The following is a 24,799-nucleotide window of genomic DNA, read 5'->3' as shown; positions in this document are numbered from 1 at the left end:
AAGGCGGTAAGAACATGAGTAAAACTAAAAAGATTCTTATCGCCGTTTCCCTCCTTGTGTTCGTATTTTCTCTCTTCAGTATTGCGAAGACTCTCCTTCGAGATTACGCTGAACAGCAGAAAATTAAAGAGCTGACAAAAGTTAGGGAGGATGGGTCTGGCAAAGGCGGAGGGGATGCAATCCCCTCCCTTTTGTCCAATAAGGCGGGTAAGCCGGTCATGCTTCCCGAATTTCGAGAGCTTTACGAGAGGAATCCGGATATCGTCGGCTGGCTGAAGATTGACGGCACCCGAATTGAGTACCCGGTCATGCAGAATCCACAGGATGCGGAGTACTATCTCAATCATGATTTCGATAAGAAGGAAAACAAAGGCGGCCTCCCCTTTTTGGATGCGCATAGCCGGGCCAATGGTTCGGGCATTTTGCTGATTCATGGACATCACATGAAAAGCGGCTGGATGTTTAAAGATTTAATGAAGTACAAGAACGAAAATTTTTACAAAGAGCACGCTACGTTCCAGTTCAGCACGCTTTATGAAAAGGAAAAGTACGAAATTGTAGCCGTCATTCTGTCACAAGTTTATCGCAAATCGGACGACGTTTTTAAATACTACCAGATTGAAAATGTAAGTACGCCCGCCGAGTTCGATTCGTATGTACAGAACATCAAGAAACTCGCTCTTTATGATACGGGCGTAGCTGTCCGGTATGGCGACAAGCTTGTTGTACTGTCCACTTGCGAATACTCAACCGAAAACGGCCGGCTAGCGGTGGTTGCGCGAAAGATTAAATGACGATGTTGAAATACGGAGTCAAGCTGGTTGATATCGCGTTCTCCCTTTGGAGGACGCGATTTTTTAGCATTCGGGGCTGACGGTGCCAGCCCCTCTTTCATTTCTTTTTTTCCAATTCCGCCTTTAATCTTGCATTCTCCTCCAACAGCTTTTGAACGTCCGGGACATCTTTGCCGGAAACCCAGCCATGTAAATCGTCTCTTGCGGCATACAACGGCAATTGATCACGAAGTACCATTTTAATATGCCGTACATCTTCCACATAATAGATAGGGACCTGTTCCATGACCGTTTGCTTAAACTCTTGAAACTCCTGATAGTATTCAATCGCTGTAAAGTCGTATGGCTTTTGTCTCAATGCTTCTTCTGTGACAACAAAAGCAAATCTGGGTTTGCCCGCTCCTCCGGCATACTCATACTCCCAATGCGTATAGCTTTTGGATTCATCAGGAAGCGTCAAACCATAGAATCCTCCGAGAATCAGGATATATACATCGGACTCATCGATCCATCTCTTCCTAATGTTCACTGGGCTTTCCTTGAAAAATTGCTCGATTCCTGCAGGGATATGACCGGCTTGAAGTATGGCTTCCACAGCGGTATGTCTTTCCTCAATTAGATCATAGTAAGTAGACGATATGTAAATTTGTAGTTTTTTTCTCATAAGCCCACCTAAATTATAGAATTCGTAAAAATATAGAATGAAATAAAGAAATGAATGAAATAAGCCGTATTGGGCTGTTATAACAGGAGGTTCAGCGCAGACTTTATTTCAATCTATTTAGAATCTAACATTCGCTCACTTTATATGTCAAAATTAGCAAGTATATATGGCTTACATTTAAGGGCTTTTGTATTCACTGCGCACTTTTTGTGGGGATTTGGAGTTTCGTTTGGTTTCCTGTGAGCGCATCCCAAATGACTCCGGCTTTTTATATAAATATTTTTCTTGTAATGTAGAAATCGGAGCAGCCCACACGACATTATAGTGCAACCCAATTCCAATACGGTTTTACAGGGAGGAGTTTTTGTATGAGTTACACCCTAATGTTTTACGAGAGCCAGGAGGATTTTGCGGCTAGAATGGATCCAGCCCGGCAACAAGAATACCTGGCAGGCTGGACGCATTACGTGCATGCTTTACGACAGTCTGGAATCGTGGTGTTTGGTTCGGGGCTTCATGCTCCAGAGACAGCTGCAACGATGAAACGGCGCGGCGGTGAAATGGAGGTTCAGGACGGACCGTTTCCCGAGACGAAAGAGCAGCTCGGCGGAATATTCGTGATTGATGTTCCGGATCTGGATACTGCATTAGAGTGGGCTGCTCGAGGGCCTGTCGATACGGTGGAGGTCAGACAAAACCTTCCCGCGCTGAAGTAATCATCTCTATGGAAGCTCATCAAGTTATTGAACAAACAGCTCGTAACGCTTACGGCCGATTACTCTCCTATTTAGCTGTAAATTGGCATGATCTGCAGGCGGTTGAGGATGCGATCGGAGACGCTTTTCTCGCTGCGTTAGAAACTTGGCCGAAGATCGGCATTCCGGATAAGCCTGAGGCATGGCTGGTTATTGCCGCCCGTAGGCGGCTTATCGACCGTGCACGCCGTACCCGCGTTTCCGAAAGTGCGCTGCCGACACTCATTGCCATGTCAGAGGATACACAGCGGCTCGCATCGTCAAACACTGGTTTTCCGGACGAACGACTGCGGATGATGTTTCTTTGTACTCATCCGGCCATTGACCCTGCGATGCGTACACCGCTGATGCTGCAGACGGTGCTTGGAATCGATGCAGCCCGAATTGCATCTGCATTCATCGTCAAGCCCTCCACCATGAGCCAGCGTCTGACGCGGGTAAAGGCCAAAATTCGTACCGAACGCATCACATTTGAATTGCCCGATGCTGAAGAAATTCCGAATCGTCTCGATTCCGTCCTGGAGGCTATTTACGCTGCATACGGGAGCGGGTGGGACGAAGCAGCCAGTGCCGATTCGCCTCACAGGAGATTGGCAGAGGAATCGATCTATCTGGGAAGGCTGCTTCTCCAGTTCAACCCCCGCGAGCCGGAGGTTAATGGCCTGTTGGCGCTCATGCTGCACTGTGAAGCACGAGCTGGGGCTCGGCATGATGAAGAGGGGAACTATATTCCCCTCTCGCAGCAGAATTGTGCCCGATGGGAACAAAGCCTGATCTTGGAGGCGGAGCGTTATCTGCATATCGCCTCGCAAGCCGGTGAAATCGGACGCTTTCAACTCATGGCCGCGATCCAATCCGTGCATGCACAGCGTTTATGGACTGGGCAAACAGAGTGGGAGGCGATTGCTCAATTATACGAGGGCCTCATTCGTATATCCCCTACCCTGGGCGCATTAGTCGGCCGAGCCGCTGCAGTGGCGGAGGCTTATGGATCGGAACGCGGCATTGCGCTTCTAGAAGCCATTCCATCTGCAGAAGTGGTAAGCTATCAGCCCTATTGGGCACTTGCCGGCCATTTATACAAACGGATGCAGCGGAAGGAAGATGCTCACTTGGCTTATAGCCGTGCCATTGGGCTAAGCACAGATATATCGATTCGGCAATTTCTAAATCGCCAAGATGCTGAGATATAAAGCAACACATCGGGATAAAATATACTACCCGAGGAAGAAAGGGGCTGGCGTGCCAGCCCCTTTCTCACTTTTCCGCCGATAAACCCGTTAATCCGTACCATAAGTAACGGTAAATGTTTTATAGAATTTGTTAGCCTTTGGACAACTTGTCCCTCTTCCGTATGGGGGGACTTTGCAGGAGGGAGATGTGCTTAATTTAGGGTGCGCTTCTAGTGTATTTCAAAGCTGGTCACTGGATATCCTAGGCATGGGTTCCCAATAGACCATAAAAGGAATGAGCTTTGTGAAAACAGATCAATCACAATTAACGGCAGCGGAGATGGGAAAACTTTGGGCAACGTATGTTGGAAATACGATGGGGAAATGCGTGCTTAGTTATTATCTCCAGCATGTGAACGATAAAGAAATTAAAAAAATTTTACAATTTGCCCAGGGGTTATGTGAAGATTATATACAGGATATCGAAGCCATTTTTAAACAAGCGGCCTTTCCCATACCGGTCGGGTTTACGAAGGACGACGTAAATCTGGAAGCACCCCGACTGTATGAAGATGACTTTTATCTTCATTACTTACAGTATCTGGGCAAAGCTGGGATGAGTATTTATAGCGTGGCTATACCTTTAGTAACGCGGAAAGATATCCGGGACTTTTTTGTCAAGACCCTTCATGATACGAGCCAATTAATGGTTCGGGTCAATGATGTTTTGCTTTCCAAAAATGCATCAATAAATCCACCCGTCATTCCTCCTCCCGAAGGAGTTGATTTTATTACCAAACAGAGTTTCTTAAATGTATTTTTTGGAAACGGGAGACCGCTGCAAGGCTTGGAAATCGCCCATTTATACGGAAACATGAACAACGACATCACAAGTAAAGCCATTATTACTGGCTTTGTTCAGGTGGCAAAGAGTGAAAAAGTCAGACAATATTTAGAACGCGGAAAGAATCTTAACCAAAAACATATTGATCAGATGTCGGATAAATTGTCCAAAGACGGTTTGCCATCTCCTTCGCTCATTGATCATCTGGTCAGACCATCAACGGAGTCTCCTTTCTCAGACAAACTGATGGTTTATCATAAAATCGATATGTTTGCCATGAAGATCCGGGAATACGCCAATGGTGCCTCACTTAGTGCAAGAAAAGATGTTGCCGCCTTATTTGCAAAATGTCAGTTGCAAGTATCGTTATATGTAGAAGATGGTGCCAATATTATGATTGACCATGGCTGGTTGGAGCAACCTCCAGAAGCTATAGACCGAGATGAGGTACAAGCGGGACATTAAAAGCTTGATCTAGAAGCTGTTTTGGGCACCATAGTTGAATCGAGTGGCTATAGGTATAGGAAGGGCCATCCTTTACAGGATGGCCTTTAAGCTTGCGGTTACAGACAGCCGGGTGATCCGTACCCTAAGTAAGGCGAAAATGACCGCTAATGGAGTACTCACTGATAGATAAGTTCACGTTCGTTCTGCTTTTCATACATATCCCAATACGTTTGGGCGATTCGATCAGGGTCGAAATTTGTGTTCACCACAACTGTACCAGCAATGGTGATGGTGCCCACATGAATGCCATGTTGCTTCAATTCTTCTCCTAATGTATAGGCTAAGCTGCGTAGAGCGGCTTTTCCGACAGACAAAGAAGCTAATTCATAAGCAGGAGTTAGGGCAAATCCACCGCCTGTGAACAAGATCGTTCCACTCTTCCGTTCAATGAAGTCGGGAATAACTTGTAAAGCACTGCTTAGAGCCCCGACCACATTGACATTAAGATCGTCCAACAACTCGGCCTCCGTTAGTTTCGATGCAGTCCCCAGTTTAATAACAGCTGCATTATAGACAAGTACCTCCGGGATTCCATGATTTCTTTTGATCTGCTGGAACGCGGTTTGAAGAGAGTCCGCATCCGCAGCATTCGCTGTTGTTCCATATGCCTCTATGCCCTGGGCCTCCAGGCTCTTTACAAGCTCGCCCAGCGATTTTTCATTCCTGGCCACAAGAATAACTTTGAACCCTTTCAAACCGAATATTTTAGCTACGCCAGAACTCACTCCGGGACCTGCCCCAACAATTACAATAGATTTTTTGCCCATATAGACTCGCTCCTTCAATTTGGATTCCAATGTACTCCACAAATTATATTTGATAGTATGGGAATGCTACATGGGTCAACCAAGGTGTTTATCATCATTCGCTAAGGAAATCAAACCATTTAGCTTCATACGCTTATAGAATATAAGGGGTGGGTCACTTGGATCAGGTTGATAAGAATATCCTGTTAGTTTTGCAGGACAATGCAAGGATCTTTATGACAGAACTAGGCAGGATGGTTGGGCTAACCCAGCCTGCTGTAACGGAGAGAGTTCGGCGGATGGAGGAAAGGGGAGTGATTAAAGAGTATCGGGCGGTCGTCGCAAGAGAAAAGATAGGTAAACATACAATGGCGGCTATTTGGCTGCGCGCAACGAATTGCGAATCACTTTATGCTTTCTGCCAATCCGCCCAGGAAGTGATTGAGTGCCACAGGATAAGCGGGGGAGAGTATAATCACTTGTTGAAGGTAGTTACCGCGTCACTGCCGGATTTAGAGATGTTTGAGAACGAAATCGTAAAGTACGGGAAATTTGCAACGTCCATCGTACTTTCTTCCCCTATTGAAAATAAATCCCTGGCCGCGGTCGTCCCCGAGTCTAATTAACGACTTAACCAGGTGGTTTGAAGAAAGTGCAATCTATCGGATTCAGGGATGCTTTGGCCAACCCCTCCAGGGAACTAAATCCCTTTTAATACCTCTTCCGTTGTGCGAATCCGCCCCATCCTCGGGAAAATAACATCCCGTACATGCTCATGCTCAGCCTTCGTGAACCCGGTCATGGCGTCAATCGCGAAAATGATATCATATCCGTGCTGAAAAGCTTCTCTGGCGGTTGTATCCACACCGATCCCTGATGCTATACCGCAGATGACGATGGTATCAATGTTTCGGCGGCGCAGTTGAAGATCAAGATCTGTCCCGTGGAAGGCCCCCCATTGCTTTTTGGAGATGATATGATCCGTTTCAGTTACGCCGAGTTCGGGAACAAATTCGTCCCAGCCTTCGACCAGATTTAGTTTGGGAGGCGCGGTATCCAGCATAGGGCTGAGCATATCTTTGAAGTCTTTACTGGATACATGCACGAGCGCCACAAAAGCCCCATGACTTCGGAAAAGCTGGGTCAGCTTGGCTGCATTGGCAATGACCGCTTCCGCGGAATAAGGTGCATACTGCTGACCTATCCATTTTTGGAGATCGATGACGACCAGAGCTGTTCTGTTCCAATCGATTAACGGTTCTCTTTGCCCGCTATGCGTATGATTGTCATGAAGTTGATTCATAGGAAACCCTCCGCTAATCTTGTAATGTAATGATGACGGAATCAGTATAAATTAGGCCGTGGTGATTAACGAGAGAGTGGATTATCCTAGGAGTGATTCTCCTAGAATACACAGATTTTATGAAGATATGTGAAGGATTTTGACGCAAAGTGCTGAATATGTAAACGGGATGTTTGTTTCTACCAGTCTATGTAAACAATATTTAGAAGACTAACAAAATCGTCAGTCAGCTTGTGAAATATAGATATCTGAAAATTAAGGGAAAACGAGGGATGGAAATGTCGTATATCGTTGATTTTCAAAATGTATCTACGGTGGGTTTAGAATCTTCACCTGTCGCTGAAGCACTTGCTGGTTTGCGCGCAAATGAAGCTCGTTACTTTATGAACAAATACAAGCATGAATTTACGGTTGTGCCTGCCAGCGAAAGCCAGGAGACCCTGGATTATGTGAACCGGATTTTGAAAGAAGAACGGGATATTGAGTTTGCGGCCAAGCCTTTGGAAACTTCGCGTTTTCAAGTGGAAAATATCCAAATGGCCTACGTTTTTTATGAGGATGGTCTCGCACTTAATGTCATGTATACCGTGGATGACCCGAAGAAACGGGCTGTCGGCTTCAAGCTTTCGGAAGGGATGGAGGTACCCCAGGAGTTGGAAGGGAAGTTTAAGTTTGCGAGGCAGAAGTCCAAGCTGGCCGGAACGATTCGGGGCTCGTTTTTTGTCATTAAAGGGGAATATTAAGCAAGGCATAGGACGCGAAGCAATCAGATTAAAACATAACGGGACAGGCGGGGCAGACCATGCTCTCCTGTCCTTTGTCTTTTAAAGAACGCCAGCCTATAACACATCTCTGCTCTCGCGTTCCTACTCCTCGACAGCAATGCCGGCAGCTCTCAAATGGCCATAGGTCACGATGTTACTGAACTGGGATGATACCTCAGCCGCGGACAGGGGCCGGTCGTTTTTGATCCACCAAATCACGATCCCCATGAAAGCCGATACGAGGTATTCAAGCAGCAATTCTTTAGATACCGCTAACGGCGAATCCCCCTGCGCAGGACTCCACCCCTCATCCAGTTTGCCTTTGATGATCGCCTCCATTTTTGCTCGAAACGGATAGATTCTGCTCTCCTCCACCAACATGGCATAGTACAAAGTAATACTCCCCGAAATGTGTTCCAGAACGGCTTGCATGACGGTCTCCAGTCTGGACAGACGGAAAGGGTTCATATGGAATGGGCAAAGCACGACGGTCTGCTGCAATTCGCTCAACAGCTCGTTCATACATGTATCTAATAAATCCGGCTTGTTCTGGTAGTGAAGATAAAACGTGTTTCGATTGATCATCGCCTGGTCGGCAATATCCTGGATCGTGATCGCTTCGTATCCTTTTTCCTGAATCAGCTCATAAAATGCCTTTCGGATCGATTGTTTCGTGCGCACAATTCTTAGATCGGTCTTCTTTTTGTTCATATGAATTTCGCTCTCCTACAAGAAATTTAAGGCGTTAAGCGACAAATCCGTGCGAAATGCCTCTTATCCTGCAAAACTCAAAATATTGAATATTGAGGGTGCTATGGTTCCTTATTATAATGAGCACAAGATAAATAAACAACATCGTGTTCATTATTTATCTGATGACGATAAATGGTGCGAGATCAGGACCGGTCCATCAAGCGCAAACGTTAATTTTAACTTTCGATATAAAGGGAGGATATTTCGATGACATTCAACGATCATAATGAGCTTGTTCTTAAGGCAACCGCTGTGCTGGAAAGCTTGGAGAGCGGCAGCCCCAAAGCGATTACGACTTACGTTCATCCGGATAAATATATTCAGCACAACCAAGCCTTACCTGATGGCCGTGATGCCATGCTAGGTGCGCTAGCTCATTTAAAGGAAAACGGTACGAAGGTCAGCATTAAACGTGCTTTGGTCGACGGGGATTTGGTGGTCCTCCATTCCGCATATGAATTCTTCGGTCCTAAGATCGGGATTGATATTTTCCGTTTTGAACATGGACTCATCGTCGAGCATTGGGACAATTTGCAGGAGATGGTGGAGAAGACGCCAAGCGGCCATACGATGATTGACGGACCGGTCACGGTTCAGGATATCGATAAGACGGACGCGAACAAAGGGCTTGTCCAAAGCTATGTGGAGAACATTTTGTTTGGGAAAAATCCGGAGCTGCTGAACTCCTATTTTGACGGGGATCGTTACATCCAGCATAGTCCGCATATTGGGGATGGCCTTTCGGGACTGCATGCGGCACTCCAGGCGCTATCGGAGAGAAATGTTGAATTTCAATATACTCAGCTCCATCAGGTCATTGGCCAAGGCGATTTTGTGCTTACGGTAAGTGAAGGTTTGTTCGATGGCCAGCCTACCGCTTTTTACGATTTGTTCCGGGTGGAGAACGGAAAGATCGCCGAGCATTGGGACGTAGTCGAAGCCATCCTGCCGGCAGAAAAGCGGAAAAATTCAAACAGCCGGTTTTAAGGCTTGAGGGGAGTTAATAGAAAGGCATCGCCGAATCATTGCGGCGGTGTCAGCTTTGCTCACCAACCGCCACAGTCGGAGGTCCGGCTGTAATTTGCCGGAGCTGTTGGCGCAGAACGATGCCGAACTGAAAGAGGGATTTTCGCAACCGCTTTGCAATCGCGGTTGCGAAAATCCCTATTATTCTGCAGCGCTAATGTAGTTAACTTACCTCGGTCTTAACCGTTTATTTTTTCGCATATCCTTGCTTGTTCAAATAGTTCATCATTTGAGGGAGAATACTTCTCTGGAGATGATCTTGGATATGGTCACTCCATCCCTTTACTTTTTTCACTGTGAAGGGAGCCATAACCGGACGGCTCTCATAATACTTCAACATGGCTTCATCATAGGTGGCTAATTTCTCTTGATCCAGTGGTTGATATTGATTTTCTTGCAAGACCATGGATTGAGGCAGCCGCGGCTTAAGTTCAGGTTTATCTCCTGCCGGGGTACCCAAGCATAATCCCACCAAAGGTATCACATACTTCGGTAATTTCAACAGGTCAGATAATTCGTTAATATTAGCTCTGACAGCCCCGATAAATACACCTCCAAGTCCCATGGATTCGGCTGCTGTTAAGGCATTTTGTGCCATTAGTCCAGCGTCGAACGTACCAACCAACAGAAATTCAATATATTCAATATCCACCACTGGGGCAATTTGATGATTACGGTTGAAATCTGCACAAAAAATCCAAAACTCTGCTGCTTCTTCAATATAGGGTTGATCCATACTGAGTTGCATCACTTTTTTTCGCAGATCAGGATTTGTGATTCGAATAATCGAAACGGCTTGAAGAAGACTGGAAGATGAAGTTTGACTGACTGCTTTAAAGATTGCTTCTCGCTGTTCTTCTGTCAAGGATTTATTGGTAAAGGATCGCACAGATGCATGATTATGAAGCAGTGAAATGGTTTCATTCATGTAATCCATCTCCATATTTATTTGATATAATAACTCCGTATTGATAAGGAACTCACATGTTTTTGCGTGTTCCCTACTCTCCTTTAAGCTGTATAGGCTTAGAGTTTAAATATTGGCCAATGTTGTTCTGTCCCGGTGACATTGACACTATCATAAAATTTTTCGTTGGGTCCGCAAAGAGGGCAATATAAATGAACATAGTACAACTTTTTGTACCTTCAGGGGGATATCAATGAGGGTCTGCAATGAAGGATTTGATAAAGCGTTTATCGATGAAAACAGGGATATGTACGCGATATCCTTTACCCAATATGTCCTTTCAGGACGTTGGAAATACTTTATATTATGGTATCTAAGAGGAGAAACGCGTCGCTATACGGATATCAAAAAATTTCTTGGCGGTTTATCGCAAGGCTCTCTCACAAAGCAGCTTAGAGAGTTGGAGCAAGATGGAGTCATTAAACGTGATGTTTATCCAGAAGTTCCTCCTCGGGTAGAGTATTCGCTTACAGACAAGGGGAATAAATTACTGCCGATCCTTGAGAAGATGGAGGACTTCGGTAGAGAGTATGGATAACAAAATTAATGTACTATGACCCCGAAGTGTTCAATATTTTGAGGGAAAAAGCCAGCATTTAGCCTTTGGAAAAGGGATTCACTACTGCCTTGAGTGGTTTACGAATGGGGAAATGATCGATATAAAAATGGATGAATCCAATATTGGGGAATACATCACAAGACCACAGCAAAGCTCCAGATTGTTAGACGCCATGAATGCTAAATGCTTTGTGCCTCCTTTGAAGCATGGGAAGTAAACCCTGATTATAGGTTACTGCATAAATTGGAAGGGAACACGAACGATAATGATGGTTAAAAACCGCCGCACCCACTATTTTTGTATATAAAAATTAAATATCGCAGCATTCAGCCAAATAAAAAAGCCCTCACGGAAGAACAATACGTTGTAGATTGCACTTGACACCATCGTGTCGGTGATATAGCATTAATCCTAATAATTAAACTACGTTGAAAAGGAATAGTACGGTTTTCTAAGCGAACAGAGAGCTGTTGGCCGGTGTGAAACAGCCGTGGAGAAAATTGGAACTCACCTTGGAGTTGCTCGCTGAAACAGTAAAGTAGGTGGAGCCGGAGCCTGACCGTTATCATCAGGAGGATCCAGGTTTGTCTGTGTATGCAAACCGTATCCGTAGAGTGCATGCCGGCGTTGGCATGAATTCGGAGTGGTACCGCGTAAGATGTTAAAGTCTTTCGTCTCTGTAATGGAGATGAAAGGCTTTTTTTGCGCCTCCGATCTTTGGCAGATTAGCATAGGAATCGACGAAAGGAAGGGTATCCATGAAAAATGTAAACAAATACGACAGAGGATATTTTATGCCGCCGGAGACCAGCCTGAACTGGACCCGGAAGGAATATATTACGGAGGCGCCGATTTGGTGCAGCGTTGACCTTCGTGACGGCAATCAGGCGTTGATCGTTCCGATGAATCTGGAGGAGAAGCTGGAATACTTCAAGCTGCTTGTAGAAATCGGATTTAAGGAGATCGAGGTCGGATTTCCTGCAGCTTCGGAAACGGAATTTGCCTTTTTGCGCACATTGATCGAGCAGGATTTGATCCCGGACGACGTGACGATCCAGGTGCTGACCCAGTCGAGAGAGCACATCATCCGCAAAACGTTCGAATCGCTGAAGGGCGCGAAAAAAGCCGTCGTCCATCTGTACAACTCCACCTCCGTGGCGCAGCGGGAGCAGGTATTCCGCAAATCCAAGGAAGAGATTATCGATATCGCTGTGAGCGGCGCCAAGCTGCTGAAGGAGTGCGCGCAGGAGACGGAAGGGAACTTCCAGTTCCAATATTCGCCGGAGAGCTTTACCGGCACGGAGATCGAGTTTGCGCTGGACATCTGCAACAGTGTGCTTGATGTATGGCAGCCGACCGCAGAGAATACGGTCATTATCAATCTTCCGGCTACGGTATCCATGTCGATGCCTCACGTCTACGCCAGCCAGATCGAGTATATGAGCGAGCATCTGAACTTCCGGGAACATGTCATTCTGTCGGTTCATCCGCATAATGACAGAGGCACGGGCGTGGCGGACGCCGAGCTCGGCATGCTGGCCGGAGCTCAGCGCGTCGAAGGCACATTGTTCGGAAACGGGGAACGGACGGGGAACGTGGACATTGTGACGCTGGCGCTCAACATGTACTCTCACGGGGTCGATCCGAAGCTGAATTTTGAGAACATTCCGGCGATTGCCTCCGTGTACGAACGGCTGACCAAAATGAGAGTGGGCGAAAGACATCCTTACGGAGGCGAGCTGGTATTCACCGCGTTCTCCGGTTCGCATCAGGATGCCATTGCCAAAGGAATGAAATGGCGCGAGGAAAAGGATCCGCAGCATTGGTCGGTCCCTTATCTGCTGATTGATCCGATGGACATCGGCAGGGAATACGAAGGCGACATTATCCGCATCAACAGCCAGTCCGGTAAAGGCGGAATCGGATACGTGCTGCAGCTGAAGTACGGACTTGACCTCCCGGCGAAAATGCGCGAAAACTTCGGATACTTCGTTAAAAACGTATCGGATCAGCAGCAGAAGGAACTGATGCCTGAGGAGATCTACGCCATTTTCTTGAAGGAATACGTGAATATCCAAACGCCTGTCGAGTTTGTGAAATACCGCATGACGGACAACGAGGACTTCCAAACGATCGTCACGATTCGTACCGGCAACGAAGTCAAGGAAATCGCCGGCAACGGAAACGGCAGACTCGATGCGATCAGCAATGCGCTGCAAACTGAGCTTGGGCTGGATTATTCCGATCTGGTCTATACGGAACATGCTCTGGAAATAGGCTCGAAATCCCAAGCGGTGTCTTACATCGGGATCACGGCTTCCAACGGCAGTGTATATTGGGGATGCGGCATTGACGTTGATATTATGACGTCGTCGGTAAAAGCGCTCTTTAGTGCCGTGAATCAGTTTAGCCGCAATACCAATAACTGATCGCTTTCAGCGAAGCAAAATTCGATTCCATTCACTCCAACCTATAGAGGGTGAGAGCATTCTCCCACATAAGAAAAGGAGCTGCCGCGGGCAGCTCCTTTCTTGTTTATTCGCCCATAGACACCTTAGAGAGGGGTTAGGGCTTACACAATGTAGAAGGCCCCTTCACCGTTTGGGTGATGGGCACGTTCTTTACTGATCGATGTAGTCATCTGTTTCACGAATAGCATTAACAAACGTGGTCAGGGCGGCGGGGTTTTACCAGACGAAGACCTTGTCTTCTCCGCCAGCCTAGTAATCGACTCGATGTCTTGCTCGGTTAATTGATCAAAGAAATGCCTGCGTATGGCCCTGGAGGCGATAGGACGGGCATCTTCCAGCACGGATTTGCCGGCGGGAGTGATGATGACTTGAACGCCACGATCCGTGTTCAGCGGCTTCCTCCTCACGAGTCCACGTTTCTCCATCCGCGTCAAATGATGTGACAATCGGCTCTTATCCCAGTCCATCGAGTCGGCTAATTCCTGCTGGCGAAGGCTGCCGTCCCCAAACAGGTCTAACCGGTCCAAAACACCATAATCACCTTCCGATAGCCCGGTCTGCTCGGATATTTCCTTGATGACGCGGCCGAAGATGGTTTGGAAGGAGCCCTTCCACATATGCCATATTCGCATTTCTTCTTCATTCAGCTCGTTCTTATCCATAGAAACATCATATCATGGTTGACGCATCAACCACAACATGTTACAGTAGATACCAGGTTGACGCATCAACCAAATGTGATCGCACATAATGGGTTGAGGTGCAACCAAGTTTTTTACCATTTAGGTTGATGTATCAACCCGAGGATATATTTTGGATACAAAGTTGGCGCATCAGCCTGAGCATTAACAAATACCATACTTCAATGCACGAAAGGAGATTTTTTAGATGCAGGATAAACCCGTCGCCCTGGTTACCGGGGCCAACAAAGGAATCGGCCATCAAATTGCCAAAGATCTCGCTGCACACGGCTTCACCGTACTCGTCGGGTCGCGCAGCCTTAAGAATGGGGAGGAGGCAGCAAAAAGTATAGGAGCAGACGCACGCGCCCTCCAGCTCGACGTCACGAATCAGGCCTCCGTCGACGCCGCGGCAGAGCATATCCGCCGAGAGCTCGGCCGACTCGACGTGCTCGTGAACAATGCCGGCATCTCGCATGCGGGCAATCCGGACCGGCCGCTTGAGGAGATCGCGGAATCGTGCCGGCCCAGCGTCGCTTCTCTTGACGAGGTACGCGCGGTGTTCGAGACGAACGTGTTTGGCGTTATCGCGGTCACCCAAGCGATGCTGCCGCTCCTGCGTGAGGCGCCGGCGGCACGCATCGTCAACGTATCCAGCGAAGCGGGATCGTTGACGCTCAACGCCGACCCGGCCAATCCGCATCGTCCGATGTTCGGTGCCGTGTACAGCCCGTCGAAGACCGCCCTCAACGCCGTGACGCTTGCTTTCGCCATCGAACTCGAGTCGGCGGGCATCAAGGTCAACGCAGCATGCCCGGGCTTTACCGGGACGGACCTCAACAACTTCGCGGGAACGCGCACCGTCGAACAGGGGGCACGTGAACCCGTGCGTCTGGCGCTCCTCGATGAGAACGGTCCGACAGGCACGTTTTCAAACGAGGACGGCCCACTCCCGTGGTAATGCAGCTTCTAGTGGTTGATCCCAACCCCCCCCCAATCTCTCTCAACGAAAGGAACTTTAATTATGGAAATCAACGTTAATACATCTACTCCGATCATCTCGGTAAAACCGGTAGTGCTGCCCGCGCCGGAACGGGGTGAGGATCTGCAAGTGAGGGTGTCTGCGCCCGCAACGGGGCATGATCTGCCCATTATCGTTTTCTCCCATGGCTTTGGCTCGTCGATGGACGGCTATGCTCCCTTGGTGGACTTCTGGGCAGCACACGGCTTCGTAGTTGTTCAACCTACCCACCTCGACTCGAGAACGCTGAATCTTCCACCTGAAGATTCCCGAACACCGCTGATCTGGCGCATTCGGGTTGATGACCTGAAGCGCATTCTCGACCAGCTTGACCTGATTGAGGCTTCTGTGCCTGGTCTCAGGGGACGCCTCGATCGGAGCCGCATTGCCGCAGCTGGACACTCCTGGGGAGGCCAGACGGTGAGCACGCTGCTCGGCGCCCGTGTCCTTGATGCCGACGGTAAGCCGGGTGAGGACATGTCCGACCCGCGGATTCAGGCGGGATTGCTGCTTGCCACGACGGGCAAGGGTGGAGCCGACTTAAGCCCATTCGCGGCCGAGCACTTCCCCTTCATGAATCCGAGCTTCGCGGACATGAATACGCCGACCCTCGTGGTCGCGGGGGACCAGGATCAGTCCCGGCTGTCCACACGGGGGCCGGACTGGTTCGCCGATCCGTACTTCCTGAGCCCGGGCAGCAAGAGTCTGCTCACCCTTTTCGGGGGAGAGCACTCGCTGGGCGGAATTCCCGGGTACAACGTCACGGAGACGACGGACGAGAACCCCGAACGGGTCGCCCTGCTCCAGCGGGTCACTTGGGCTTATCTGCGCAGCGCGCTTGGCATCGACGATTCCAGCTGGGCGGCAGCCCGCGCGGCTTTGGAAGAAGGGGCCAACCCGCTGGGCCGTATCGAGTCGAAGTAAGGGCCTAATGGGCGTGCCGGCCTGAGAGTCATATGAAGCCCCACCGGCCGCGAGCATCCATTTGAAGTTCGGTGACGGGACAACTTTCCAGGACGATAGTCAAACAAGCGATATCACAACGGCCATCCCTAAAAAGGATGGCCTTTAAACTTGCCGTTATAGGCGGGGTCGTGAAGCTTGCCACAAACCAAAAGTTTGGGGGAGCACCAACAATGGGATACCCAAACACATCAACATGACGCCTGCCTTATCCCGCAAACATCCACTCCGTTCATCGCGAGTTTTATGTTTGAGGAAAGAACTGATATGATAAAAGAAAGTATTGCTGATACAGACACATGTTGTGAGATTGCGATACACTGTAAACAGGAGGGATTTAAATGATATCTAACCGGAGCGTCCAGATTGGTCCGCCGCGTTTCGCCACTGCCGTACATGCCCTGATCTTGCTTGCCAAATGCGAAGGAATGCTTTCCAGCGCGGCCATAGCCTGCGATGTCCAATCACATGCCACATTCCTCCGCAGAGTATTGGCGCAGCTCACGCATAGCGGAATGGTCGAAGCGAGAGAAGGACGGAACGGGGGCTACTATCTAAAGCGCCGTCCGGATCAAATTACGCTGGCGGATATATATTTGGCTGTAAAATCGGATTGCTGCGAACAAGAGGTTCAGGAGCAATGCGCTTCAGGCCAACAAAAACTTGAAGCGATTATGGGAGAAGTGCAGAATCAGACGATCGAATTGCTCAAGCAGCATACGTTAGCCGATTTGATGCAATAATAATTACCGGATTGCAATGTGAGCCGAAAAGTTATATACTGTGTTCATGTAAGTTGCAGTTGGTGGCCCGACTGCATTTTATTTTAAGATATACTGTGCCTGTACTGAGCACAGTAATTACGAGGAGGAGAGAAACATGTCCGTTTCACAATTGTCACAAACCGTGGAGCAGCAGCCATTTTTCAACGTTATTCAGGAACGGCGGTCCGTCCGCAGCTATGATCCCGAAGTGAAAATTTCGCGGGAGGAAATGAACGAAATCCTGCAGCAAGCTGCGCTGGCTCCTTCAGCCGCCAATCTGCAGCCGTGGCGATTCCTCGTCATCGACTCGCAGGAGCTGAAGCAAAAACTGTATCCGATTGCCTTCAATCAGCAGCAAGTGATCGAAGCTTCGGCTGTCATTGCGGTACTCGGAGATCTGGAGGGTTATAAACTGGCCGAGAAGATTTACGGAATGGCGGTTGATGCGGGTTACATGCCTGCAGACACTGCTCAATCCTTTGTGGAACGCTATCAAACGATGTTCGCGAGCATGCCTTCAGAGACTGTTCTCCAGAAAATATCTATTGACGGTGGATTGGTATCCATGCAGCTTATGCTTGTCGCCCGTGCCAAAGGATATGATACGGTTCCGATGGGCGGCTTTGATCATGCTAAATTTGCAGAAGCGTTCGATATTCCAGAGAGATACGCTCCTATTATGCTTATCGCCATCGGCAAGGCAGCAAATCCCGGACACCCGACATTAAGACTGCCGATGGAGGATGTCACTTTCTTCAACGAAATGCCTAAGGCATAATATCATCATTCAAGCGTGAAAAAAACACCCGAGGATATGAACTGTATCTCAGCGGTTTGGACGATACCGTTCCATCAGCATATAAAAGACAGAAACCACTCCAGATCATGGAGTGGTTTTTTAGCGGAATTTACATTCGTGCGCCGGGAGCAGATTCGTTACGGAAAGCCTGACGGCCGATCAGGCCGACTCCCAGCGCCAGCAAGGTTAGGACTGCTGCTAACAAGTATAGGTTCACAATGCCGAGCCATTCGGCAAGGGCAGCCATAACGAGCAGCGAAATACAGAACACCAGATTCAGCAAGGAGGCTTGGGCGGACAGCACTTTCGGCAGCACCCCTTTGTCAACGCTGCGCTGAATCAAAGTGCGGCGGTTGATCACCGAGAGCTCGGCGAATGGGCCCATCAGCAGGACGAGAATGAGCGCGATAAAGGGCTGGGTGTTGAGGGCGTATATGGCGGTGAGGATGCCATACCCCGCCATGCCGATCAGCATGGCGGCCAGAAGGCTGCTGCCGATGGCGCGTGAAATGGCCAGAACCAGCAGTCCGCCGCCGACTGTCCCCGCAAAATAAGCCGCATTAATGAAGCCCCACCACTCTTCGCCTTGGCCAAGTGCCGTCTGAACGAAGGCCAGCGTAAAAGCGCCGACCCATACCGAACCGCCCAGCATGTCGATGATGTCCATGAAGGTCAGCAGCCGCAGGCGCGGCATTTGCCAGATGATTTTCCAGCCCTCGGTCAAGGTGTGCCATCTGGAAGCTGGAGCCGCTGCTAAGCTGTCGTCAGGCGCTGCGTCGGTCGGCTGCTGTTCAAGATGGGCTTCCGCCGGCTCCTTGACGCCTAGTGTAAAAGCCGCTGCCAGCCCGTAGACGACGGCCGTCACCAGCAGTGTTGGACTGGGTCCAAGCAAGGCGACAATAACGCCGCTGAGCCCCCAGCCGGCAAACTGTACGACCTGATCACTGACGCTGATCAAGCTGTTGGCCTTGAGCAGGCCCTGCTCATGTGCGACGAGCCGCGGAACAAGCGCGTTGCGGGCGGGAACCGTCCACCCGTCCAGGAAAGACATGGCGAAGACCAGCGCAAACACCAGAACAAACACAGCGTCCTTTCCGGTAAGCTGCAGGTAAACGGCCAAGCCTACGAACAGCAGAAACTGGCCCGTCTGCGAGAGGAGCAGCAGGGATGGAAGTTTGAAGCGGTTCAACAGCAGCGGCGCGATCAGGCCGCTCAGCATTTGGGCGCCGCTGCGCATCAGCGGCATAAACGCCGCCGATATGAGTGATTCGGTCTGGTTTAACACCAGCACCGTAAGCGCCATAATGTAGAGCACATCCGCGGCGTTTGCCGCCGTCTGGGTGGTCCACAGGAAATAGAAAGGCCGGGTTAAGAAGGATGATTTCATGGCGGTCAAAGTCTCCATTCCTACGTGCATGATGCAAAAAGCTTGTAACAAGATTAAGAATACGGGAACTTGAAGTTTTTTACAATGAAGGAAAGACACCTAATAGGGCAAGCACAGAGGCATCCTGTAAAAAGAAAATCAGCTATAGTTAATAGCTATAACAGGCTATAACCTTTTAGTAGAACGTTATACCCAAGGGGTTATGCTATAGTGATTTTAATATTATTTTCCGAGGAGATTAGCCGATGAGCACACAAACCAAACCTACAAAACGAACCGTTACTCCGTTTCGATATGATATCGTCGGCAGCTTTTTGCGCCCACAAGCGTTGAAAGAAGCCAGAGCCCAATTCCAGAACGGTGAAATCACCGCTGAGCAGCTGAGAGAAGTAGAGAGCGCCGAGATCATCAAGCTCGTGCAGAAGCAAAAGGAAGTAGGGCTTCAAGCGGTCACCGACGGCGAATTCCGCCGTTCTTGGTGGCATCTGGACTTCTTCTGGGGCTTGGATGGCGTAGAGCGGACCATCGTTGATCAAGGCTACCAATTTAACGGTGCGCAGTCCAGACCCGAAACCGCCCGCCTGACTGGTAAAGTGGGTTACAGCAGCCATCCGTTTGTATCGCATTATGCGTTTTTAAAAGAGGTTGCTGGCGAAGATGTCGTTGCGCGTCAATCCATTCCTGCGGCCGCGCAGTTCCTGTTCGAGCTGGACCGGGCAGAAAATCAGGAGAGCACGCAAGCCATCTATCCGAATCGGGAAGAGCTTGTTACGGATATTGCCAAAGCCTACAAAGCAGCGATCCTTGCACTCTATGAAGCCGGCTGCCGCAGCCTCCAAATCGACGATTGCACGTGGGGAGCGCTTTGCGACGAACAGTTTATGGCGTTTATGAAGCAGGCCGGCGTCAACGTGGCAGAATATGCGAATGAATTTGCAAGATTGAATGAGGAAGTGGTATCCGGTCTTCCGGATGACCTCGTCGTCACCACGCATGTATGCCGCGGTAATTATGTATCGACTTACGCCGGAGTTGGAGGAGGCTACGAGCCGATCGCGCAAACGCTCCTGGGTATCGATAACTACTCCGGCTACTATCTGGAGTTCGATACCGAGCGGGCAGGCGATTTCAAGCCGCTGCGCTTCCTGAAGGACAATCAACAGGTCGTGCTGGGCCTGTTCTCTTCTAAATTCGGTGAGCTGGAAAATAAAGAGGACATCCTGAAACGGATCGAGGAAGCGACACAGTACGTCGACCTGAACCGGATTTGCCTGAGCCCGCAATGCGGCTTCGCCTCTACGGAAGAAGGCAACCACCTGACCGAGGAGCAGCAATGGCGCAAGCTTGCTTTCATTAAAGAAATCGCGGAAGAGATTTGGAAGTAACTCATATATCGAAATAGAATAAGCACCAATATAGCCGTATGGATGATGATCCGTACGGCTAAAGATGCTCTCTAAGTACTTCACGAAATGAGGCGGTTGCTGCCTCGAGTCCGCGTGTATAGAACTGATACTAAAAAAAACCGGGAGGCTGTAAGGAATGGTCATGTTAGGCCGATCCGGTCAAACAACGCCATCCATTCCGGGTCAACCGCAGCGTTCCGGCAAGCGGCGATTTTTGCCAAAATATCTGGGTCAGGATCATTCAACACCGTCATTTGGGACAGTTTGGATAATAAAGGGATGAACTGAAAATCCCCTTCGCGATGGGCAGGCTCACGAAAATACCGGTCGAGCGACGCCAAGTCAGGGATGCTGACACAATATGCATGCGTGAATCCCTCCTGAGGATCACCGAAATAGCGCCCAAGGGAATAAAACGCGACTGATTCCGCCTTGGCTGTACGCTCGATAATCGAAAGGACCCTCTGTATTTCCGCTTCATTGACGCCATCTTTGAATTGAAACCGCAAAATGCTTGTGATCATCTCCGTCCCTCCGAATATCGTCTAATTAGAACACCCCCTGAATTTCCATTGATGCCTCAACGATATTGTACCAAGGTCACTTACCGAATGTAAGAAGTCAACTCACTTGGATATAGTCATCTATTATGGATCAGCTTACTTAATTAAAGTTAAAATAACTTGAAGCGCGTATCTAAGAGGGAAACCTCTTGAAACAAGTAAAAGCCCCTTCCGGCTAATTGCCGAAAAGAGCTAAATTCTGTCTTTTGATACGGTACTTCGTCTCTCCCCCGCAACCTGAATAATCACCGCTTGAGAGTCATACGCCAGCTGTCCGAGCGGCTGAGCTCCGTGGAGGTTCTCGAGGTATTCACGGCGCTGACCAAGAGGAAAATGATTTGATCTTCGCCGGTGTTGTTGTTAAATAACACTTTGTTTGGCGTTAAATCCCCGGCACCGCCTCGGGCAACAAACTTTCCCGGAGACGGCTGGGCCTCGATTTTAATCGCAAAGGCTTCATTATTGAACAAAAAATTAAGGTTGTTTAATACCAATTTTCTTCCCTTTTTCACCCGGATGACGATTTGCTGCAGCAGCAGTGTTTTCCGCGGCCCTACTTTGACCGGCGTTTTTCCGCCTACGATCCCGCTTAGTTGAATCATGCTCTCACCTCTCTAATGAAATTCCTACAACGTATTCATAGAGGGTGAGCTTGGACACGGCACTGCAGGCCATACCACCAAGGCAAAGGCAGTACATTTTCATTTCGAGCCGGACCCGGATTTCCGCAGCGCTTCCCGATTAATTCACAGCTTCTGAAACAATGGAAAAGGAATTCCCTTACAAATACATTTCCCGGGTTTCTTCTCCAAAAAATACGGTTACGTCCTGATACTCGGCGATATCGATCCGGTGCTGCCGCATGATTTTCTGAATAAAAATGGCGTCCGCAAAGAGCATGTTGACGATTTTTCCGCACGCTAACGGGGTGTCCTTGAGATGATCGACCAAATCATGAATGTTATCAAACTGAAAATAAAGGATATAACAGACATAATTCTGAAGCAGCATGCGGAATCCGTATTCTCGATACGGGTTGGTTCCGGCATCCAAGAGAGCGTCTCTCAGCAAATCGAAAAATGTTGTTTGATGTTCCGAGTGCATCCGGAGCAGCTCATCCACGTCATTGATCAGCCGCAGTACGGTCTCGAAACCTTCTTCCGAAGGCATAAGCAGCCTGGATGATTTACCCTCAATCGATCTTAGCAGCTCCAGCGTGAGGTGTTTATCGGCCTGAATTTCGTGAGGAGTGATTAGCCATCGATCCTTATACTCATCGTGCTTGTCGCAGTAGTAATCGTGGTATAAGGAAAAATAGCGCTCTACGCGGATACCCGTTTTCGTATGAACCAAATCCCGGCCCCGGAAAGAAAAGCCGTACAGAGTTTCCTCGTTAACCGGGTGGGCATAAAGGTAGAAAAAGAAGAAAAAGTCCCTTAGCTGCTCTTTCTGCACTTCATTCAACCGGGCCGCATCTGTCAACTGTCCCAATTGAAAAAAGCAGTAATGTTTCATGAAATCATTCATTGCACGGTAAGGATGGGGACTTGCAATGGACGTCGTCGAATTGATCGTATACAGGAGAAAATAGAGGATCTGCTCATCGTAGACATCGAGGTCCGGAAAGTAACCCGAGAGCAGCGGGCTCCAGTCGGGGTTAGCCGTGTACCGGGGATCTTTCGGCTGTAATGCGTCTGCCCATTCCACAAACGGTTCGTCATCATGATCGGCAAAAAATAATTCGGCGCTGCCATCCTCGAAAAGGCCGTATTTAAAGCCTTCCGTGTGATCAAGCTCGAATCCTCTATTAAATTTGATGTTCAAATAATTGTTAAATAGCGATTGAAGTGTCATTTGTCTGTTCCTCGGTTCCTTAATCATTCTGCTTGCATTCGCTTGCCGGCCGCTAACAGGCTGCTTTAGAGGTTTTCGACATGAAGCGGGCATAACCTCCTGCGAAAATCCTCAGCATGAACGTATTCGTTCCAAAATTTCGGAGCCCGAAGGGTGGTCTACGATGTACCGCCAGCTTCCGTCGGTTTGCCGTCTTATCACTTCAGACGTATGTCCTTCCACCTGAGCCGGATTGCCGTTCCCATCCTGTGTATGAAGGATGAAATGGGCACGCAGCAAAGCGATATTTTCGAATGGGATGCAGTAAATGTTCCTGGACGTCATGCGTCCCTGCAGCTGCAGCAAATCCTCGAGCGTTCTGCGGATTTTTTCGATTCCTTGGTCAAGCTCGCCGGCTGGGTTTATCAAAATGCTGTTTGATTCGTATAACGAAAGCAGTGCGTTGATATCGCCGGAGTTGAAGGCCTCGGCAAAAGCAGCATTCATGTCCTCCGGCCGCATGACCGGATTGAAGTTCAATGGTGGCTTCATAAGATCGCCTCTTTTCGTATAATGGAAATATACAGGTAGCTTATACGATCCTTCACCGGTATTGAAGTACGCAGAAATAGATGACGTAGTCATAAAAACCTGACCAGCAGGAGGAAAAGATGCCTTATCAGGATGGAACATTTGGTTGTCCGGTAGATGTGGGACTGCAGCTGATCAACGGGAAATGGAAACCGAAGATTATCTACGAGCTGCTTCAGCAAACGTGCCGTTTCGGCGAGCTTCACCGGCGAATTCCCGGTGTTTCCAGGCATGTGCTGACGACACAGCTGCGGGAGTTGGAAGAAGGCGGTATCGTACAGCGAAATGCATTTTTGACCGTGCCGCCAAAAGTTGAATATTCGCTGACGGAGTTTGGCCAGCGTTTGGAGCCCATTTTGGAGCAGATCATGAAAGTGGGAGAGCACTATATTTCACAGCAAAAACAGGAGGCGGCTGCTGATCCGCCAAGCTGAGTCGAGTTATGTCGATGTAAGTTATGAATACCGCTAAGCTATATTCTTTTCTCTAGATATCCCGCAGCACCCCCTTTCTAGGGCGGGTGCCACAGCGGGATTTTTTATTTTAAACGAATGGGTTGACATTATGTATTACTTAATTATAATACAAGACATAACAATTAAAAGCGCTATCATTTTGGAGGTGAAGCGATGGATCTTGCAGGCATGAATATTACGTATAGGCATTTTCCTTTTGAACACTTTCTCGATTCCATGACGGAGCTCGGGGTGGATCGCATCGAGCTGTGGGCAGGTGAGCCGCATTTCTATGTGTATCGGGGCGGCCTTAGCCAAGTAAGGCGCATCCGTCAGGAACTTCGCTCCAGGCGGATGAAGGTGGTCTGCTATACGCCGGAACAGTGCGTGTACCCTTACAATCTGGCGGCATCCGATCCGGATCTGCGGCAGAAGAGCGTAGACTATTTTATCGAGAATATGTACGCCGCATTGGAATTGGACTGCAGTATGATGCTGGTCACCTCAGGGATCGGAGACTTCCATCTGTCTGAGGATCAGTCATGGACGTACGCGGCCGATTCGATCGGCAGGCTGGCCCGGGTGGCGGAGCAGGAAGGCGTGACGCTTGCTTTGGAGCCCCTGACCCGCTTCGAGTCGAACTTGATGACGGACGTCAAGGGAATCCGGAAATTGCTGGATGAGATAAGGTCCCCGGCGCTTCAGGGAATGATCGACTCGGTAGCCATGCATCTGGCCGGCGAAACGCCGGAGGATTATTTCTCCTTACTGCCGGATCTGTGTCATTTTCATCTGATCGACGGCGACGGAACTTCGGATGCGCATCTGGCTCTGGACGACGGGACACTGGATTGGAGAGGGTATGTCACCGACCTTCAAAGCCGGGGCTACCAAGGGACCTGCACGCTGGAGATTATGGGACACCGTTATTATCAAAATCCGCACGAGACGGTTAAGCAATCCATTCAAAAAATTAGGGAACTGGGCATCTGATCATTCGGATTGGGAGGAA

At 49.0% G+C, this 24,799-nt stretch carries 27 protein-coding genes and 1 other annotated feature; of the genes, 16 read left to right on the top strand and 11 right to left on the bottom strand.

Features of this window, described 5'->3' with window-relative positions; translation table 11 throughout:
* Positions 1–14: 14 nt before the first annotated feature.
* Positions 15–794, top strand: coding sequence for a class B sortase (srtB, locus tag K2F33_RS06180; protein WP_263881264.1), 780 nt, complete (start codon positions 15–17; stop codon positions 792–794).
* Positions 795–891: 97 nt separating this feature from the next.
* Here srtB and K2F33_RS06175 read toward each other — a convergent pair whose 3' ends face one another.
* On the bottom strand, positions 892–1,458 hold the full coding sequence (locus K2F33_RS06175) for a DUF4062 domain-containing protein (protein ID WP_263881263.1): 567 nt from the start codon (positions 1,456–1,458) through the stop codon (positions 892–894).
* 368 nt (positions 1,459–1,826) lie between these two features.
* Here K2F33_RS06175 and K2F33_RS06170 point away from each other — a divergent pair, with 368 nt between their 5' ends.
* The 3 genes from K2F33_RS06170 (at position 1,827) to K2F33_RS06160 (ending at position 4,694) form a co-directional block, all read left to right on the top strand.
* Entirely contained in the window at positions 1,827–2,174 is a 348-nt protein-coding gene (locus K2F33_RS06170; RefSeq protein ID WP_263881262.1) for a YciI family protein, read from the top strand.
* Positions 2,175–2,182: 8 nt separating this feature from the next.
* Positions 2,183–3,406 (top strand): RNA polymerase sigma factor, encoded by a 1,224-nt coding sequence (locus K2F33_RS06165; RefSeq protein WP_263881261.1) that lies wholly within the window; start codon positions 2,183–2,185, stop codon positions 3,404–3,406.
* 274 nt (positions 3,407–3,680) lie between these two features.
* A complete protein-coding gene (locus tag K2F33_RS06160) occupies positions 3,681–4,694 on the top strand; it encodes a DUF3231 family protein (protein WP_076172388.1) in 1,014 nt (337 codons plus the stop codon).
* Positions 4,695–4,852: 158 nt separating this feature from the next.
* On the opposite strand, the gene K2F33_RS06155 is transcribed toward K2F33_RS06160, so the two are convergent.
* Entirely contained in the window at positions 4,853–5,503 is a 651-nt protein-coding gene (locus K2F33_RS06155) for an SDR family NAD(P)-dependent oxidoreductase (RefSeq protein WP_263881260.1), read from the bottom strand.
* Between the two features lie 149 nt (positions 5,504–5,652).
* Between K2F33_RS06155 and K2F33_RS06150 the strand changes: the two genes are divergently transcribed.
* Positions 5,653–6,108: an Lrp/AsnC family transcriptional regulator gene (locus K2F33_RS06150; RefSeq protein WP_318672194.1), complete on the top strand. Its 456-nt coding sequence runs from the start codon at positions 5,653–5,655 to the stop codon at positions 6,106–6,108.
* A 74-nt stretch (positions 6,109–6,182) separates the two neighbouring features.
* Here the strand turns inward: K2F33_RS06150 and K2F33_RS06145 are convergent, their stop codons facing one another.
* Positions 6,183–6,785, bottom strand: a complete 603-nt coding sequence (locus tag K2F33_RS06145; RefSeq protein ID WP_089549512.1) for an isochorismatase family protein — start codon at positions 6,783–6,785, stop codon at positions 6,183–6,185.
* Between the two features lie 278 nt (positions 6,786–7,063).
* On the opposite strand from K2F33_RS06145, the gene K2F33_RS06140 reads away from it, so the two are divergent.
* Positions 7,064–7,528 carry a phage tail protein gene (locus K2F33_RS06140; RefSeq protein ID WP_263882297.1) on the top strand — a complete coding sequence of 155 codons (465 nt, stop codon included), beginning with the start codon at positions 7,064–7,066 and terminating at the stop codon, positions 7,526–7,528.
* Between the two features lie 123 nt (positions 7,529–7,651).
* Here the strand turns inward: K2F33_RS06140 and K2F33_RS06135 are convergent, their stop codons facing one another.
* The gene (locus K2F33_RS06135) at positions 7,652–8,260 is read right to left on the bottom strand and encodes a TetR/AcrR family transcriptional regulator (RefSeq protein WP_263881258.1); all 609 of its coding nucleotides are present in this window, start codon (positions 8,258–8,260) and stop codon (positions 7,652–7,654) included.
* Between the two features lie 249 nt (positions 8,261–8,509).
* Here K2F33_RS06135 and K2F33_RS06130 point away from each other — a divergent pair, with 249 nt between their 5' ends.
* On the top strand, positions 8,510–9,289 hold the full coding sequence (locus K2F33_RS06130) for a nuclear transport factor 2 family protein (protein ID WP_263881257.1): 780 nt from the start codon (positions 8,510–8,512) through the stop codon (positions 9,287–9,289).
* 226 nt (positions 9,290–9,515) lie between these two features.
* Here K2F33_RS06130 and nfsA read toward each other — a convergent pair whose 3' ends face one another.
* Entirely contained in the window at positions 9,516–10,256 is a 741-nt protein-coding gene (gene nfsA, locus K2F33_RS06125; protein ID WP_263881256.1) for an oxygen-insensitive NADPH nitroreductase, read from the bottom strand.
* 232 nt (positions 10,257–10,488) lie between these two features.
* Here nfsA and K2F33_RS06120 point away from each other — a divergent pair, with 232 nt between their 5' ends.
* Positions 10,489–10,833 carry a winged helix-turn-helix transcriptional regulator gene (locus tag K2F33_RS06120; RefSeq protein ID WP_076172373.1) on the top strand — a complete coding sequence of 115 codons (345 nt, stop codon included), beginning with the start codon at positions 10,489–10,491 and terminating at the stop codon, positions 10,831–10,833.
* A gap of 440 nt (positions 10,834–11,273) precedes the next feature.
* Positions 11,274–11,536: a binding site (T-box leader), on the top strand.
* 76 nt (positions 11,537–11,612) lie between these two features.
* Positions 11,613–13,283, top strand: a complete 1,671-nt coding sequence (gene leuA / locus K2F33_RS06115; protein ID WP_076172371.1) for a 2-isopropylmalate synthase — start codon at positions 11,613–11,615, stop codon at positions 13,281–13,283.
* Between the two features lie 242 nt (positions 13,284–13,525).
* Here the strand turns inward: leuA and K2F33_RS06110 are convergent, their stop codons facing one another.
* A complete protein-coding gene (locus tag K2F33_RS06110) occupies positions 13,526–13,987 on the bottom strand; it encodes a MarR family winged helix-turn-helix transcriptional regulator (protein WP_076172369.1) in 462 nt (153 codons plus the stop codon).
* A gap of 226 nt (positions 13,988–14,213) precedes the next feature.
* Here K2F33_RS06110 and K2F33_RS06105 point away from each other — a divergent pair, with 226 nt between their 5' ends.
* The 4 genes from K2F33_RS06105 to K2F33_RS06090 all read left to right on the top strand — a co-directional run bounded on the left by K2F33_RS06105 (position 14,214) and on the right by K2F33_RS06090 (position 17,531).
* Positions 14,214–14,966: an SDR family oxidoreductase gene (locus K2F33_RS06105; protein ID WP_263881255.1), complete on the top strand. Its 753-nt coding sequence runs from the start codon at positions 14,214–14,216 to the stop codon at positions 14,964–14,966.
* 63 nt (positions 14,967–15,029) lie between these two features.
* Positions 15,030–15,950, top strand: coding sequence for an alpha/beta hydrolase family protein (locus K2F33_RS06100; protein WP_263881254.1), 921 nt, complete (start codon positions 15,030–15,032; stop codon positions 15,948–15,950).
* 380 nt (positions 15,951–16,330) lie between these two features.
* On the top strand, positions 16,331–16,732 hold the full coding sequence (locus tag K2F33_RS06095) for an RrF2 family transcriptional regulator (protein ID WP_076172363.1): 402 nt from the start codon (positions 16,331–16,333) through the stop codon (positions 16,730–16,732).
* Positions 16,733–16,868: 136 nt separating this feature from the next.
* Positions 16,869–17,531 carry a nitroreductase family protein gene (locus tag K2F33_RS06090; RefSeq protein WP_263881253.1) on the top strand — a complete coding sequence of 221 codons (663 nt, stop codon included), beginning with the start codon at positions 16,869–16,871 and terminating at the stop codon, positions 17,529–17,531.
* Between the two features lie 130 nt (positions 17,532–17,661).
* Here K2F33_RS06090 and K2F33_RS06085 read toward each other — a convergent pair whose 3' ends face one another.
* Positions 17,662–18,939, bottom strand: a complete 1,278-nt coding sequence (locus K2F33_RS06085; RefSeq protein WP_263881252.1) for an MFS transporter — start codon at positions 18,937–18,939, stop codon at positions 17,662–17,664.
* Positions 18,940–19,184: 245 nt separating this feature from the next.
* On the opposite strand from K2F33_RS06085, the gene K2F33_RS06080 reads away from it, so the two are divergent.
* The gene (locus K2F33_RS06080; RefSeq protein ID WP_076172357.1) at positions 19,185–20,324 is read left to right on the top strand and encodes a 5-methyltetrahydropteroyltriglutamate--homocysteine S-methyltransferase; all 1,140 of its coding nucleotides are present in this window, start codon (positions 19,185–19,187) and stop codon (positions 20,322–20,324) included.
* A gap of 161 nt (positions 20,325–20,485) precedes the next feature.
* Here K2F33_RS06080 and K2F33_RS06075 read toward each other — a convergent pair whose 3' ends face one another.
* From K2F33_RS06075 to K2F33_RS06060, 4 genes are all read right to left on the bottom strand, one after another.
* Positions 20,486–20,869 (bottom strand): Dabb family protein, encoded by a 384-nt coding sequence (locus K2F33_RS06075; protein ID WP_076172354.1) that lies wholly within the window; start codon positions 20,867–20,869, stop codon positions 20,486–20,488.
* 284 nt (positions 20,870–21,153) lie between these two features.
* Positions 21,154–21,510 (bottom strand): hypothetical protein, encoded by a 357-nt coding sequence (locus K2F33_RS06070; protein ID WP_076172322.1) that lies wholly within the window; start codon positions 21,508–21,510, stop codon positions 21,154–21,156.
* Positions 21,511–21,688: 178 nt separating this feature from the next.
* Positions 21,689–22,762, bottom strand: coding sequence for a hypothetical protein (locus K2F33_RS06065; RefSeq protein WP_263881251.1), 1,074 nt, complete (start codon positions 22,760–22,762; stop codon positions 21,689–21,691).
* 111 nt (positions 22,763–22,873) lie between these two features.
* Positions 22,874–23,293 carry a YybH family protein gene (locus tag K2F33_RS06060; protein ID WP_212985712.1) on the bottom strand — a complete coding sequence of 140 codons (420 nt, stop codon included), beginning with the start codon at positions 23,291–23,293 and terminating at the stop codon, positions 22,874–22,876.
* A gap of 119 nt (positions 23,294–23,412) precedes the next feature.
* Here K2F33_RS06060 and K2F33_RS06055 point away from each other — a divergent pair, with 119 nt between their 5' ends.
* Positions 23,413–23,766, top strand: a complete 354-nt coding sequence (locus K2F33_RS06055) for a winged helix-turn-helix transcriptional regulator (protein WP_089549524.1) — start codon at positions 23,413–23,415, stop codon at positions 23,764–23,766.
* A 195-nt stretch (positions 23,767–23,961) separates the two neighbouring features.
* Complete coding sequence (locus K2F33_RS06050; protein ID WP_263881250.1) at positions 23,962–24,780, top strand: TIM barrel protein; 819 nt, start codon at positions 23,962–23,964, stop codon at positions 24,778–24,780.
* The last annotated feature ends 19 nt before the right edge of the window (positions 24,781–24,799 follow it).

The organism is Paenibacillus sp. PSB04 (assembly GCF_025809195.1).
Lineage (GTDB): Bacteria > Bacillota > Bacilli > Paenibacillales > Paenibacillaceae > Paenibacillus_AQ > Paenibacillus_AQ favisporus.
The sequence above is the reverse complement of the archived record's forward strand: the minus strand, read 5'-3'. Positions and strand labels throughout refer to the sequence as shown.